Origin of the sequence: Photobacterium ganghwense (assembly GCF_017329545.1) — a bacterium.
GTDB classification, from domain to species: domain Bacteria; phylum Pseudomonadota; class Gammaproteobacteria; order Enterobacterales; family Vibrionaceae; genus Photobacterium; species Photobacterium ganghwense.
Genome location: NZ_CP071326.1, coordinates 966,006 through 980,883, shown reverse-complemented (window position 1 = coordinate 980,883; position 14,878 = coordinate 966,006). Strand labels below are relative to the sequence as shown.

The 14,878-nt window shown below is 41.1% G+C and carries 18 protein-coding genes; 11 read left to right on the top strand and 7 right to left on the bottom strand.

Annotated elements, in window-relative coordinates:
- Positions 1-112 precede the first annotated feature (112 nt).
- The 5 genes from hfq (at position 113) to FH974_RS20455 (ending at position 3,162) form a co-directional block, all read left to right on the top strand.
- Complete coding sequence (gene hfq, locus FH974_RS26370) at positions 113-397, top strand: RNA chaperone Hfq (RefSeq protein ID WP_207104182.1); 285 nt, start codon at positions 113-115, stop codon at positions 395-397.
- A 343-nt stretch (positions 398-740) separates the two neighbouring features.
- Entirely contained in the window at positions 741-1,223 is a 483-nt protein-coding gene (locus FH974_RS20470) for a hypothetical protein (protein WP_207104181.1), read from the top strand.
- A gap of 7 nt (positions 1,224-1,230) precedes the next feature.
- On the top strand, positions 1,231-2,100 hold the full coding sequence (locus tag FH974_RS20465) for a hypothetical protein (RefSeq protein WP_207104180.1): 870 nt from the start codon (positions 1,231-1,233) through the stop codon (positions 2,098-2,100).
- A gap of 72 nt (positions 2,101-2,172) precedes the next feature.
- A complete protein-coding gene (locus FH974_RS20460; RefSeq protein WP_207104179.1) occupies positions 2,173-2,667 on the top strand; it encodes a hypothetical protein in 495 nt (164 codons plus the stop codon).
- A 24-nt stretch (positions 2,668-2,691) separates the two neighbouring features.
- Positions 2,692-3,162, top strand: a complete 471-nt coding sequence (locus FH974_RS20455; protein ID WP_207104178.1) for a hypothetical protein — start codon at positions 2,692-2,694, stop codon at positions 3,160-3,162.
- 17 nt (positions 3,163-3,179) lie between these two features.
- On the opposite strand, the gene FH974_RS26245 is transcribed toward FH974_RS20455, so the two are convergent.
- Positions 3,180-3,401: a DUF3653 domain-containing protein gene (locus tag FH974_RS26245; protein WP_242551976.1), complete on the bottom strand. Its 222-nt coding sequence runs from the start codon at positions 3,399-3,401 to the stop codon at positions 3,180-3,182.
- A 1,560-nt stretch (positions 3,402-4,961) separates the two neighbouring features.
- Complete coding sequence (locus FH974_RS20445; RefSeq protein WP_047884248.1) at positions 4,962-5,414, bottom strand: NUDIX hydrolase; 453 nt, start codon at positions 5,412-5,414, stop codon at positions 4,962-4,964.
- A gap of 310 nt (positions 5,415-5,724) precedes the next feature.
- Here FH974_RS20445 and rpoS point away from each other — a divergent pair, with 310 nt between their 5' ends.
- From rpoS to FH974_RS20430, 3 genes are all read left to right on the top strand, one after another.
- Positions 5,725-6,600 (top strand): RNA polymerase sigma factor RpoS, encoded by an 876-nt coding sequence (gene rpoS / locus FH974_RS20440; RefSeq protein ID WP_053061746.1) that lies wholly within the window; start codon positions 5,725-5,727, stop codon positions 6,598-6,600.
- A 215-nt stretch (positions 6,601-6,815) separates the two neighbouring features.
- The gene (locus FH974_RS20435; protein WP_207104176.1) at positions 6,816-7,046 is read left to right on the top strand and encodes a hypothetical protein; all 231 of its coding nucleotides are present in this window, start codon (positions 6,816-6,818) and stop codon (positions 7,044-7,046) included.
- A 92-nt stretch (positions 7,047-7,138) separates the two neighbouring features.
- Complete coding sequence (locus tag FH974_RS20430; protein ID WP_242551975.1) at positions 7,139-7,684, top strand: YceB family lipoprotein; 546 nt, start codon at positions 7,139-7,141, stop codon at positions 7,682-7,684.
- Positions 7,685-7,734: 50 nt separating this feature from the next.
- Here the strand turns inward: FH974_RS20430 and FH974_RS20425 are convergent, their stop codons facing one another.
- Entirely contained in the window at positions 7,735-8,034 is a 300-nt protein-coding gene (locus FH974_RS20425; RefSeq protein WP_047884251.1) for a hypothetical protein, read from the bottom strand.
- Between the two features lie 220 nt (positions 8,035-8,254).
- A complete protein-coding gene (gene chrA / locus FH974_RS20420) occupies positions 8,255-9,439 on the bottom strand; it encodes a chromate efflux transporter (protein WP_047884252.1) in 1,185 nt (394 codons plus the stop codon).
- 259 nt (positions 9,440-9,698) lie between these two features.
- Here chrA and FH974_RS20415 point away from each other — a divergent pair, with 259 nt between their 5' ends.
- Entirely contained in the window at positions 9,699-10,634 is a 936-nt protein-coding gene (locus FH974_RS20415; RefSeq protein ID WP_047884253.1) for a LysR family transcriptional regulator, read from the top strand.
- A gap of 177 nt (positions 10,635-10,811) precedes the next feature.
- Positions 10,812-11,348 (top strand): OmpA family protein, encoded by a 537-nt coding sequence (locus FH974_RS20410; RefSeq protein WP_053061747.1) that lies wholly within the window; start codon positions 10,812-10,814, stop codon positions 11,346-11,348.
- Between the two features lie 200 nt (positions 11,349-11,548).
- Here FH974_RS20410 and FH974_RS20405 read toward each other — a convergent pair whose 3' ends face one another.
- Entirely contained in the window at positions 11,549-12,664 is a 1,116-nt protein-coding gene (locus tag FH974_RS20405) for a 1-acyl-sn-glycerol-3-phosphate acyltransferase (protein ID WP_207104175.1), read from the bottom strand.
- Positions 12,665-12,938: 274 nt separating this feature from the next.
- Between FH974_RS20405 and FH974_RS20400 the strand changes: the two genes are divergently transcribed.
- A complete protein-coding gene (locus tag FH974_RS20400; RefSeq protein WP_047884255.1) occupies positions 12,939-13,622 on the top strand; it encodes a cupin domain-containing protein in 684 nt (227 codons plus the stop codon).
- Between the two features lie 125 nt (positions 13,623-13,747).
- Here the strand turns inward: FH974_RS20400 and FH974_RS20395 are convergent, their stop codons facing one another.
- Both FH974_RS20395 and FH974_RS20390 read right to left on the bottom strand, forming a co-directional pair.
- Positions 13,748-14,302 carry a hypothetical protein gene (locus FH974_RS20395; RefSeq protein WP_207104174.1) on the bottom strand — a complete coding sequence of 185 codons (555 nt, stop codon included), beginning with the start codon at positions 14,300-14,302 and terminating at the stop codon, positions 13,748-13,750.
- Between the two features lie 38 nt (positions 14,303-14,340).
- The gene (locus FH974_RS20390; RefSeq protein WP_047884256.1) at positions 14,341-14,865 is read right to left on the bottom strand and encodes a nicotinate-nicotinamide nucleotide adenylyltransferase; all 525 of its coding nucleotides are present in this window, start codon (positions 14,863-14,865) and stop codon (positions 14,341-14,343) included.
- Between the last annotated feature and the right edge of the window lie 13 nt (positions 14,866-14,878).

The window sequence follows — 14,878 nt, the reverse complement described above, 5'->3', positions numbered from 1 at the left end:
CTCTGAACACATGGCCAATAGACTCATTTGTACTAAGGGGTGTTCATGGCTGTGCTAATCTTTTCCTGACTGGTTGGTAAAGTTTCCTAGGCTAAATTCTGAGGATGTGCCAATGACTAGAATTGCTAGATTAACTCTACCTGCTCTTGCTTTACTTCTTGTGTCTGTTACACCGAACTTGTCATACGCCAGTGATGATGATTTGGAAGAGTCCGCTCTCAGGTCTTTGGTTCGCAACCATGCGGCCGTCACTATCTTTTTGATTAACGGTGTCAAACTGCAAGGCCAAATCGAGAATTTTGACGAAAGGATTATTGTGCTCAAAAACTCGAATGACGATCGTCAGTTTGTGTACAAGCACGCCATCTCAACAATTGCCCCATCAACTCCAAACTAGAACGCTAATGATGGGCACCAATGGTGCCCACAAGTGTTGTAACCCATACTTTCAGCAGCTTTAGCACCAAATCGTAATGAGTTTGATTCCCTCTGTTCACGCTCTATTTTTGCGTCAGATTTGTAACTAATTTTCACGACTATCATGTACAGATCTCATGGTTTTTATGTGCAATAATGCGCACTGGTGTACGTTATCTAGTCAAGGTCGAGATTTTTGCATGTGAAATCGGCTATTTAACGTAATAGGTGTTTTACGTAGTGTTTTTAAGCACCAAAACGAACCTTCAAACATGTGTAAGTATTTATGTTTATGTTCGCAATTGATATTTGATAGGCTTCTAATGGAAAAACTAACGATTGTAGTTATCACTGCCATATGTACAACATTGGCTACTTTGGTAGGTGTGTTTATTAAATGGATTTTAGACAATGTATCAAAAGAGCAAGAACATATTCATAAAGAACACGTAAGAAATCAAGAAAAATTAGAGGAAAACTATATTTTCGTACTTAAAACATTAGAGTCAACTTTAAGGTCAAAAATTTATGGTAGTGAGTTAGATGGTGAGCTATCTAATTCAAGCGCAATTATAAAACTATGTGCAAATAAGACAGTTCAATCTAAGTTTGACGAATATTCCAATTGTTATCACGAAATATTTGATAAAGCCCTTAAAAGTGAACATAAAATTACTTATATATGGCAAGCTAGTGAATATTTTTCAAATGATTGGAACAAACTAATTAAATCTCGCAATGAGTTGGCAGAATCTATGAAGTCTCATATTGGCGAGTACGACTTTTATAAAGTCACTAAATTTTAGGTGATATATGAAAAACAACAATATTGAAAATGCATATAATGAATTCAGTTCTAGGGTAACCAATATTTTATATTATAAAAACATTGTTCAATCTCATACTACTGAAATTTATAATGACTTATTAAAGCGTAAAGAAAATTTTTCAAAAAGCACTTTACCCACAGAAATTTTATCATCTCATCATAGTATGAGATTTACATCACCGATAGACGGTGAAAGTATAACATTTGGTCGAATGTCAGTTAATATTGATGAGTCTATAAAACATACTTTATATCAGAAGAATAAGCAGTATTTATGGCTGTTAGTTGAAGCATATGAATATTACGAAGATTTCCTTGAAGAATTATATGCATGTGTTGGCTATTCTAATAGTGAGCTATGGCCACTATCCGATTTTGGTAAAATATATCATTCTGATTTAGTTGGTAAAGATTACAGTTTTTATCTGGATAAGGCCAGATCACAAAAAAACACAAAGGAAATATTAAAGTACTTCAGGAGTAAAATTCCTGACCTTAAAAATATTGAAAGAAATAATGAAAATGGCACAAACTTTCTTTATTTAGTGAGCCTTATTTCAAAATTAAGACATATTATCGTTCATAACGGAGGTGTAATTAATGATTTGGGTGTAATCATAGACAGAATCTATTCAGATGCTGAATTACCAAAAAGTGAAAACAGTTATTCTGATGATATAAAGTTTTACTTTTCACCTAAAAATTCTGCGTATCATGTCGAAATTCTAGAATACCGTATTAATAACCATTTCTTACAACCTTATCATGATACCTGTTCAGCTCTAATTGAAGGTCTTGCTGCGCATGCTTATCTAATACATTCTAAGGTTACTGTTTTTCTGAAAGATAAGTGAAGTTTTCAGGTCTTTTCCGTATTCATTACTGGAGGTTTTTTGCATAATTTTACTGAAATTGTGGAAACCTGTGTGCAAAGCACACTTCAAGCTCTTGAGGTTAGAAATTCTAAGATTATTGATGTCTTAGATACTCAATCAGACACTTCCTCAATCAAGGCTATTCAAGTTATCCAAACTCAAAAAGTTATATTAGCTGTTGGAGCTTTTTCCATTTTTGAAGCCTATGTACAGGATATATTCTCCTGTAAAGATGGATTCAAAGTTGCAAATAAAACACTTGTAGACTTAGGTGAATTAGAATTAAAAGAACGATTTGATGACTTTTATCTAGCAATCAATGTACTCAAACATGGCAAAGGACGTAGTTACGAAGCACTTTTAAAGAAGAAGGAACAATTGCCTTTTAGAGTAAAAGAATATGATGAAAGTTTTTTCGATGAAGGAGATGTTTCTGAAATCATGGTATTGATTGATGTAGATGATGATTTTGTTCGGGGCTGTGCTGAAATAATTAATAAGGTTTCTACTGTTATTAATATTGCACATACTGATTTATGTAAGTAATAGATATTATAAAAGGAGCGGTATATGAATTTTATTCAAGGATATCAATGGTATTACGCAGCTATTACTGGATACTGTGCAACTGCTTTACTTGTTATGACAAATGTTCCAGAACAAAACATAACAACTCTTATAACTTTTTCCATAGTGGCATTTTCAATATCTTTTCCAATATTCACTATTAAAACAATGACATTTTGGATATTTTCTAAGTACAAAGTTCCTGAAAAAAACGTGGCTTTATTGATAAATAGCAATAAATACAAACAAATAAATGATATTGGTTTGTATCCTTTGTTATTTGCTACATTATGTTTCATATCTCATTTAAATTTGATTGCCGGATTAGCTGCCGCTGTTACTTTTTTTATTGCCTTGAAGTATCAAGATTTGTGTCTAAGAGCTACTGGGATTGACAATGAATGGTTTGCTGCTGTGCGGAATAATCCAAACAATGCGCCAACGCCACAACCCAAGGATATTGAATCTCTTTAAGCCCCTTTCGGGGCTTTTTATTTATATCTTACCCTTTGAATCATTCTCGCCGCTTTAATTATTGTTGCTTTCGCCTGTCTATCATGTTCCGCATCGATCTCTAGGAGGGCGTTGCCAGCTATTACCCTGTCTGGTGTTAATGTCCAACCATTTGGTGTGATTAACTCGTTTTTCATAATTCGCCAACCACGCCATTCATCATGAAGAGGCTCAAGTTCTCTTCCTGAATAAAGTTTCATGAGCCTCTTACACTCAGGTGGAATTGGTTTCCCCCTATCCCATTCTGTGACAGTCCTCACGGATTTAAAACATAATTCCGCTGTTTCTTCTATGGATAAACCGCATTTGTACATCCGGAAAATCAGATTGTCTGTAATTTTTCTACGTTGATAGGTATGAGTCATGTTTCTTAAAAGAAACATCATATCGCGTTATGAACACTGTTTAACATAAAGGACCATAATGCGCACTTAGCCAGTAAGATTAAGTTAGATGTTCTAGCTTCAAAACACGCTTTCTTTGCTGTATTTGGAGCTCGTCGACTTAATCTGAGTCCACGACAATTTTTTCGGTCGAGTTAGGTTTCTTTAACACGTGGCCAGCCTGGCAGTCATCGTCATGATGAGACGTTAAAATTACAAACTTTGACTTTTATCCACCGGCCCGATTGTCTCAGTAAACTGGTTCTGATTCCCACCATGACTAACTCGAAGGCTAAGATCCTAGTAGTGTATGCTGATGCTGGTTTACATCGGTGATTCCACTGTCCACCAAATGAACGTGCGACCGAATCGACATTCGATTACCGATGGCACACGTGATCACATTGAATAGCATACTTATACATTCACACTTTTTGAGACATTGAGTTGGAGTTTGGTAAAACGATACCCATCCAGCTATTAACAATGTTGTATATAACACTTCTGGAACCTATGCTTATCAAGCAACTTACTTTTGGAGTACACGCTATGCAGTCGAACCCTACATTCGATGCGTCGCCATGTTGTACAACATGCTGTCCTTGTTGTGGCGAGTACTACAGTTTTTTTCTATTCTCTGAAATGACAGTTATGTTCTGTGATGACGTTCAGCAGTCATTACTGGATGAAGTGGCTGATTTACCAGACGAAAGAAAAATTTTTTCGACCATTTTCCTGGATTGTAATGTAAACAAGCTGGTCAATGCTCGAATAGAACGACGTTAAAAATATAAATAGCCTTTTAATGTAATGGTTCCTCAGGGAACCATTACATTATTACCATTTTCATGTCATGAAACCGTCTTTATGTCAGAGATTAGACCTATTTGGAACGCAGTATCGCCTTTCTAAAGTGAATTCATCAGAAGAGCTATGTTCAAGGTTTGGGTGAGCTAAAGATAATGAAAGTCATTACTCTGCTATCGATATGGTGCAGCTTTAAAGATGAAATTTGGTGCGCTTACAACATGCCTGTAAAGTTGTACAAAATGGTTTGTGTAACTATGCTTACATGAGATGCACTGTTTTAGGGCTATCCAATGCGTTCATCCCCTTCTATTTCTGATGCATTATCAAACACATCTACATGTTGTCCTTGTTGTGGAGAGTATTACAACTATTTCTTTCTGCCAAAAATCACTATTGTTTTTTGTGACCGAGCCTCACACTATTTACTTGATGAAATAACTGTGTATTCATCAGTGATTCCAACGATATCAAAAGTTTATATTGATTGTGATATATCAACGTTGTCTGATGCAAAGTTTGAGGGTGAGCACCACCAATAAAAGCATGCATTGAATTTAATAATGTTAATTAACAAACATTTATTTTTAAATGGTCTGGTGGTCTACTTTCAACAAAATTAAGCCAAATGTGATCATATAATTTCTTTTGATTAGGAAATGGTACCAAGGCTTTGGCCTCTTCTAAATCACACCATTTATAATCTGTATGCTCCTCGTTCAGATGAACTATCTGTTCGGGTTCACAATATATAGCAAAACAGGTAATTAGCATGATTTGATTGTGAGATGGATCATAGAACTGTTGCTGATATTCACCGTTATAAAGGTCTTTTGCTTCAATATTTGTCTCTTCTCGGAGCTCTCTGACCATAGCTTCCCAGGCCAATTCTCCATTCTCTATTTTTCCTGCGACATGACACCAGTAACCCTCTCCTGTCCTCTTTAGTAATAACATTCTGTATTTATTACTAAACATTGAGAGAACAACACCAGATACCACTGAGGTATTGATAGGAATCATATTTTTATTCTCATTTAGAAATATGTATCAGTTAGTAACACTATACGCCAAAATCAGTTCAGTACTGTTAATTGACAATATTAGGGATAGATCTGCTTTAAATATGTTAAATGTTAATACAAAAAAATATAAGTTAGACAATGAATCAAATTTTCCTGCCTAGTCAATAATCAGTTTCAGTAGATAGTTGCTTTTATTCAAATTTTAACCATTCCTTCATGGTATAAGAAAAATGAACATGTTAGTGTGAACTTGTTACTACAAAGAGAAAGCAGTAGCAACCTCTCAACTTTTTATTCGGGGGTAAGATATGGATATCAAATCACAAGATATGAATGGCTTTGATGCTGACGTAATCCATCTGTATCTTCAAGAAATTGCGCACAAACCGCTCCTTTCCAAGACCGAAGAAATCCTGTACAGCCGAAAAAGCCTGGTTGGTGATCTGGCGGCCAAAGCAACAATGATTGAAAGTAATTTGCGCCTGGTGGTCAGTATCGCGAAGAAGTACCGTAACAGCGGTATGTTATTGAGTGATCTGATTGATGAAGGAAACATTGGCCTGATCACTGCTGTTGAAAAGTTTGACCCAGAGCGTGGATTCCGCTTTTCTACGTATGCGACTTGGTGGATCAAACAAACTATTGAGCGTGCTATACACAATCAAGCGCGTACTATTCGCCTGCCTGTGCATGTCTCAAAAGAAATCAACACCATTCTTCGTACATACAGACAATTGATGAAGCAGACCAATCAGGAGCCAACCCACGAAGAAGTTGCGGCAAAACTGCAGCGTTCTGTTGACGAAATTTCAAGTGTACTGGCTTACGACGCCCCTGTTGTGTCAATTGACCAACAAATCTCAGAGGACAGTAACTCACAGACTATATCTGCATTCATTGCAGATCATGACGGTGGTAAACCCGACAGCGAGATGGATCAGGATGACATTACACGTTTGGCGACAACCATGTTAGATAGCCTGAATGCTCGTGATCGGGAAATACTGTGCCGCCGGTTTGGTTTACTGGGATACGAAGCTCAAACACTTCAAGAGGTTGCCGATGAAGTCGGATTAACCCGCGAGCGGATTCGTCAGCTTCAGGTAAGTTCATTGAAAAAACTCAAAAATGCACTTTGTCGTGAGAACTATGACCTAGAAGTGTTGTTCGCAGAAACAGCGTAATAAACGTTAGGGTGTGCTAACGAGTCTGATCTGAAGAGAAAGTACCATTCTGGTACTTTCTCTATTTCATTCTATCGTAACCATTTTTCATGAAACGTGCTTAGGCGCGGCGTTCAAAAGCGTTAAATCACTCGAAGCTCTGCTCTCAAACTCTCCCATCAGAGTTTCAGGAAATTATGATGTGCAATATCTCTATTACTTGTCGAGGTATTGCTATGTCTGGTTCAAAACGTTCTCTTGCTATGGCTCTCTGTTGTTTGTGTCTATTGATGTCTGGTAATGCATATGCAGAGAAAAGTAAAAATGAAAAGCAATGTCAGAAAACCCGAGCGTCCATCGAGAAGATTCAGAAAAAGATGCGTGCCGGTTATGATCTGAAAAAGAGCGAGAAGTATCACCGCCAACTCAACGAGTTGTACAAAAAAGAATTCAAGCATTGTATGTAAAACATGCAATCAATACGTCTCGAACATAACATGACATTTGCCTGAAATTATTCTGATACTATGGCGAACCCTTTCAGCTAGAGATTGTTGTTGTGAAGTTTTTATCTTTTATCTTTCCAGTAATGGCGATGGTTTTACTGTCCTCCTGTGCAAGTTACAGTGTCACTGAGCAGGAAGTTCAGCAGTACCTCGATAAAAAAACAGGGTTTGAGCGCTCTGTAGGTGTAAAAGGACTGGCTCACGCTAAAGTAAAATTTGAAGATGTTAAAGTCGGCATCGGCCGGATTTCTGATGACAGAGTGAACTTAGAAGCTAAATCATTTGCCAAAGTTTCTATCTATGGTCAGGCTCCGCAAGAGATCGAACTCAATGTCAATTTCAGCGCTATCCCTTTCTATGACAAAAGCGAAGGTGCGATATTCCTGAAAGATCTTGAGGTCGAAAAATTGGATATTGAGCCTAATACGCTCAACTTGCCCAGCAAGCAACTGTTGTCCCCGATTGTTGAAATCGTTGGCCAATTCTTCTTGTCTCAACCTGTTTACCGCTTAGATGAAAAAGACTTTAAACAGTCTGTTCTCAAAACAGCAAGACCTGAGCTGCTTATCAAGAACCATAGTCTGGTCATCCAAATCTAAAAAAGACCGCGCAATGCGCGGTCTTTTTCTATGTGCAAGTTAGTAAAGGGTTATTTTTGATGTCCCTGGGCTTGATCTAAGAAATTCGTTCCGGCTGCCTCGTCAATGATGTGAACGGCTCTTTCTGCTTCAAAAGCTTTTCGCATCGCTTCTGCGGCATAGTCCCTCACAACACCGCCTTGAATCGTGAAAAAAGCGTAGATAAAGAGGACTATACAAAGCACTCCGGTAAAAATAGCCATTATGGTTTTACGAAAAATACGTCTTTCTGACTCTCGGATTTCATGCTGGACCATTTCAATCACATCGTAGTTGGTCAGGTTTGGTCGAACTTTTCTTTTTATTGTCATGGCGTTGCGCAGAATGATAGATGGGTGACCCTACTGTACGGTTTGGATGCTTAATTTCAGCTTAATCAGGCTATATTCACGTGTTACATAGCTTACTGTTTGTATCAATTGTGGATATATTTTTAGAGACACAATTAAAGTTATAGTGCGCTAGGTGTGTTATTTATAGCCATCCTGATATGACTCAAGATGGCTATAAACGTATCACGGCTTTCACTTCCTACATCAATATGTAATTCATCACCCATTGATAGGCAAAAAGCAGAATAATTAGTCCCCATACAGGTACATGACGCCACTTAAGCAAATAAAGCCCGAAAACAACAGCAAATACATCTAAAACCGTAATCACTGAACTCGAGATAACCGGTGAGATGAATGCACTCGCGAGCAAGCCCACCACAGCCGCGTTAACAAAACTGATAGATTCTTTAAGCTTGGGATGGCTAACAAGTGCATTCCAGGCAGGAAGAAATGCAAACAGCAACAGTGATCCAGGCAGAAAAATAGCGATCGTAGCAATCAAACTTCCAGCTATTGGAGATGTGTCCATGACCGACGCACCCAAATAACTAGCCATTGTAAACATAGGGCCAGGAACGAGCTGGGCTGATGCATACGCGCTAAGAAAAGTGTCTGCTGTCACCATCCCTTGCAGCATTGGTTCAAGTAGCGGCAAAACAACATGTCCGCCACCGAAAACAAAGCTCCCAGCCTGATAAAACACATTGAACAAATTCAGCCAAGCGGAAGACGCTGCCAGTACAGGTAGTAGTAATAAACCTGCCGCAAAAACAGCGGCTATCCCCCAATGAGGACGAATATTCTGTGTGTCAGTGTATATAGATTCAGGAGCATGGCTGAGCGACGTAGATGCCTGCCGTTTTACCGATACGATGTAACCCAAAATGGCCGCTAAAATAATCGGCATCACCTGTCCTAACAATCCTGTTGTCAGCATAACGGCAAAACCTGACAGTATCGCTATCATTCCCGTTAACCGAGTGGTCAGATTCTTTTTTACCATTCCCCACAAAGCATCTGCTACCACTATCACGGCTAAGAGCTTGGCGGCCTGAATAACAGTTTCAACAACAGGTACATTCTGGTAATGCTGATTTCCAATCGCCAGAAATGTCAGTAGTAAGAAGGACGGAGTGGTAAATCCCACAAATGCAGCGATTGCCCCCAGATACCCAGACCGTCGATAGCCAATATACATCCCTAACTGGCTGCTAGCTGGTCCTGGCAGAAACTGACATAAAGCCACAGCTTGAGTGAAATCCTGTTCAGTCAACCATTTTTTATTTTGTACAAATTCACGATGAAAATACCCAATATGTGCAGCAGGACCACCAAAGCTGTAGAGACCTAGCAGAAAGAATTGCCACAAAACGTATACCATAGTTCCTCCTTCATGGAGGCTAAATAATATAGAGCACGTACCCAGCGATAAAATCGTTTGTTTTAATGATACTTATCAATGCCTTTAATACCGTTTCAAATCCCCCCAACCTGTTCAGATCTCACACGAATGGGTTTGGAAATATCACATAACCAAAGCGTGACACCGTCACCCTTTGGCATTATGCATAGGGTTAATCTCTTCCCGCATTATCATTCAGTGGTATAATTCTTTCATTAACATGAAGTTGGTTGAAGCTATGCTTGAAAATCTGCAACAGATGGTGATTCTAGCCACCGTTGGCCATGAACAAAACTTTACCCGTGCCGCAGAGCGACTTGGGATTTCAAAGTCTCAAGTCAGTAAACAAATCCGCTATCTGGAAGAGCGGCTTGGTTGCCAATTAGTTCAGCGGAGCACCAGAACGGTCGCGCTGACAGATATTGGTTTGCAATATTCAGAGTATGGCCAACAACTTCTCGATACAGTCAACGAAGCCGAAGCGATGGTTGCCGGTTACCGGAATGAAATCAAAGGAGTACTTCGTATCGGAATTGCGCAGTCGTTTGGCAATATGCACATCACCTCGCTGCTGGCTGAATTTCAAAAGCTACATGCAGAACTCGAATTGGAAGTCAGCTTGTTTGATCATCGCCCCAACCTGCTTGAAGAAGGTTTTGACTGCTGGGTGGCAATTCATGAGCACCCACCGGAAGGCATGGTTGCCCGACGCCTTGCCGACTGCCATTTCATGGTTGTGGCTTCACCGGCCTATCTCGAAGCACATGGCACGCCCAAAGTACCGGGTGACTTGCGCCAGCACAATTGCATCACTTACCAGAGCCGGGAGCGTAAATACGTCAACTGGGAGTTTACTCGCGATGGCGTGCATCAATCAGTACGAGCGCGCGGAAATTACCGTATTGACAATGCCCCTGCAGTGCTTGATGCGGCCAAATCCGGTTTAGGCATTGCCTACCTGGCCACCTATCTTCTGACGAACGAACTGGAAAACGGGGAACTGATTCATCTTTTGCCAGAGTGGAAAGCCGATCTTGAGCTGCCAATCTATGCTGTTTATCCTCGTCGGAAATATCTTGCACCTAAGGTCAGGGCATTTATTGATTTTATGGCAGACCGTATGTCTACCTCTCCTTACAGAACGCCCAATCCTGTACTGACGGACAACCAATAAGCGACTTCAGGAAAACCAATTTACATGCAATCAATCAGCTGACCTGAAGCCGAGTCAGGCCAGCTGTTCTCAATCCTGCAGTTGTGATCTGTCGCGAATCAACTAAACCTAAATACTAAGATACCGATGTTATGTTTACTGAGCGATGTTTGCTGAATAGCTAAGCGGGATCATCTTATGTATTGTTATTCACGCTTTATTTGGGTGCTGCTGATTGCTGCGAGCAGTCTACTCGGAATTACCTCCTGTGGCACCGATCCTGAAAAAGCGATTGCCCCGCCAAAAGATGCGGCTCCGACCGTGGCTGATGAACGGCCAGTCGTCCCCGATGCACAAGTGTTATTGACTGAACTGCCTGAACTCAGGCAAACCCTGTATTTTGAGCCGCAGGTTTTTGATTTGTCCGTACAACAACAACTTCAAATCGACCCAATTGCTGTTCGCTTACGTCAGCACCCTGACAGTTACGTCATTGTGGTCGGACACGGCAATGAATTCAGCGATGAAGATCAGAACGTTGCCATTTCATATGAACGAGCATTCAGCGTGGCAATCTATATAGCGTCAGTTTTTGGGATTGAGGAAGAAAGAATTCAAGTTGTCGCCGCTGGCAGTACTGAAGCGACGATGGACAGCCGACCTACCAGAGTCGAAATTGTCTCACCAAAATCGATCGTCAGAACCCTGAGCCCAAACACTGAGCCGCAATTTTAAAGCCCGCTTTTTTGCCCCTTTGTATGGCAACTACTTTGTAAATATACGGCATTGTTTAACAAAGCCTTTACTTAGTAGACTCATCAATGAGTCCTTGTAGCCGAGCTAATTAACATAAAAAAACAGCAGCTAAGGCTGCTGTTTTTTACTATCTTCTTAATGAAAAACACGGTATAGGCCAGTAACAGTGATTACGTCGATTACGCCATATGGTGTTTTTTCTTCGCCGGAAGCGCGTACATCTGCTTCAGAATGTCGACGACACCTTCAGGCAAATCTGCAAATTTAGCTTCAAAGCGCGCTTTTTCAGCCTCGGTTGCTGATTTATCTTCAATGCCAGCAGCAATGAAGTTAGCAGGGAACAATCGGTAGTTTGCGGTGATTTGACGGTCAATTTCTTCCGCCAGACTGTCTGGTGTGTCCACGCCACCTTGAATGACGTCACCAAAGCTAACATGAATACGGCGCTTCTCACCCACAATGCCCTGAATAATGCTTTCGATATCCTCGAACTCACCTTTTTCGTAGCTGCCTTCTGTCTGCTTTTGGTACAGCTCTTTCGCTTTAGCGATATCACACGGATCATTCTCATAAGAAATAGCCACCGGCACAATCTTCAGCTGAGACATGAACTCACCAAATTCCATTTTCCGTTTGCGGCCTTCCATGTAGAACATTTTCAGAATCGCTGGATCAGTCTTATCGTTACCGTCTTTGGCTCGCCCTTCTTTTTGCGCAATCCAGATTGAATGACCCGTTTCGAGAGAATGTGATATGTAGCCCGACAACAGTCCCAATGCTTTCATCATTTCACGCGGCGCTTTGGCCGACCGTTTCACAATAAAGCTTTTGTTCAAGCGCATCATTTCCGTTGCACAGGGCTTTTTCAGCAGATTGTCACCGATAGCAATGCGCACGGTGTCAAAACCGTTGTTATACAAACACCAGTTAACCATCGCTGGATCCATCGCAATGTCCCGGTGATTTGAAACAAACAGGTATGACTGATTTGGATCCAGTTTATCCAGCCCTGAATGGCTAACACCATCACAGGAATGATCAATGGTTGCTCTCATGTATTTCGCAACCTGACGCTGAACATCATCGACAGTTTTTACATTCGACCACTTACGGATCAGGAAAAATTTGATTAACGGCGTCAGCAGCCACCCGAATGCGCCGGATAGCTGTGGAAAACGGTAATTCAGGATAGCGGAGATAAATTCTTTATCGTTAACCAGGCGTTTAATCGCCCTGCTCACTTCATCGTCATTGTAAGGACGAATTTCTTTATAAATATCGTTATTGGTCTGCACAATACTGCTTCGTCTATCGAAAAAAACTGCGACATTTTACGCACATTCAGGCGTTTTCCCAATGACATCCCTCCACTCCTTCAATGGTTGGAGGTCTTACCAGATTTTTTCTGTTTTAATTTCAGCCACTTTACTGACTATTGACTAATTTTTCTATCGTATGGCTGGCATTTCTTTGCAAAAAATCGCCATTTAAACGCACATCAGCGCTGTTCGGTTGACGCTGACGCCAAAACAACACAATATGTGCCTGCTTTTTTGCCAGAGAACCACTATGAAACAAGCCATTGATTTTAGCCTTCATCACGACCACTTTCTGACAGTCGGCTCACGCCGCAAAAGCCATCATTCGTTTATGCTGATGGTCACCCAGGGCTGTGCCTTTGTGCGCTTAGGTAAAGAGGAATATGCCGTGAAAGCCGGAGCTGGTTTTTACGTCCCTTTTGACTGTCTGCATGCAATAACAGTTCTACCGGAAACACAATATCGTATGATGGCCTATTCAGCCCGTCTGACGACCCCGTTATGCCGTGAAGCAGGTTATTTTAGGGTTAATGCCTTGATCAAAGCCGTCTGCGATGAACTCACGGTCATAGCGAAATTGGATAAGCCATTAAAACTTGAAGGCGAAAGCGGGAATTTATTGCGGGTGATGGCCGATCAGGCCGCTAAACTGAGCGTTCAGAGCAAGACAACAGCTCCAGGTTTAGATAAGCATTCAACGCTTGCACTGTTACAAATTCTGAATGGGCAAAGTGTAACGGATTTGGCATCAGCCACTTCAATTCAGGAGTTTACTGGTTATTCAGTCAAAGAGATTGAATCATGCATTTTAATGCGTGAAGCATTCAAATTATCGCGTTCAGGCCGGAAGCTGGAACAAATTGCAAAGGCATTAAAACAGCCAGCTGAAATTATCGCTGCAATGGCACAGCCGATTTTGGGTCAGTCACTTTAATAGTGTCTTTTAAGCCAAGGGACACTGTACATAGCCCCCTCGCTCGAATGTCATATTAGCCGCCGGTATTATGCCCAGTTAAGCAACTCAAGCCTGTCTGTCATTACTCTGCTTAACAGGCTTGCTTACTGAAATGGGATTTCAACCTGAAAGTAGACATCATCCCATTTGTTGTCATCGTGCCATCGATAATCAAAGCGAAATCTGGGTGCTGTGCTGTTTTCCCCTCCAACGCCAAAACTCATCTGGACGCCGTGATTCTTCACCCAATCGGCAAAATCTTCCGATTCTTCCTCGTAGATCGCTGGCATCCAAAAACCAAGACCGTAAAAGTTGGTATTTGAACTGGACGATAACACTGGTGAAGCCGTTTCACCTGACCAGTTATCCCAGAAAGTGATATCGCCACTGTCTGCCGTCCACAGTAACGTCTGGTTCGGTCGTCCCGATTCCGGGCGACCACTGGCGCTAGAGGTCAGCGTAGAGGAGCGATTTGCAATCAACACGTCGCAATTAGCAAGGTAAGCTTTTCTTTCATCAGCAGCCAGTTGCTGTAACTGATGATCATCAAGTTCAAAACAGGTTTTAACCTCAACCGGCAAAACCGTAAGCGTAATTCCAGCAATCAGTGACATAGCCAACATAGAAAACAATGACCGTATAACAGAATAATCAGGCACTTTGGCTGATGAGCGTACGGTTTTTGTCACACCATCGACTAACCCGAACGGTACCAGCCTTTATTAACAATCATCTTAGCGACTTTTTCCGTTGTCAGATGTGAGAAATTGCGACTATTGATAAGGTGCTCACGAATTTTAGTGCTGCGTACCGGTACGGTTTCAGGGCAAGCAAGTATCTGCCACCGATGAAGAATTTCATCTGACTTGTAAAACTTACCAAAGTTGAGAAAATTATCAGGCCCAACAACAAAGGTCAGGTTGGCATCGGGATGCAGCAGCTCCAGTGCCTCCAACACCGCAAAGGTTGTAACCGGCGTACTCTCAGAGGCAATCTCTTCCTCTAAGCGAGAGAGCTGCAAATTGGGTAACCCGAGATCCTCGATAAATGCCTCTACCATTTCGCATCGTGCATCATAGTCAAGCATTTGCTTTCCCCAAGCGTGATGATAACTGGGAAGCAACAGCACTTGATCAAAATGAGCCAACCGTTCGAGAACCGATTTATGCCCCAGTGACGGTGGATTGAATGCGCTACCGAAGACGGCAATTGATGCAGTCATGATGAGAGTGCCC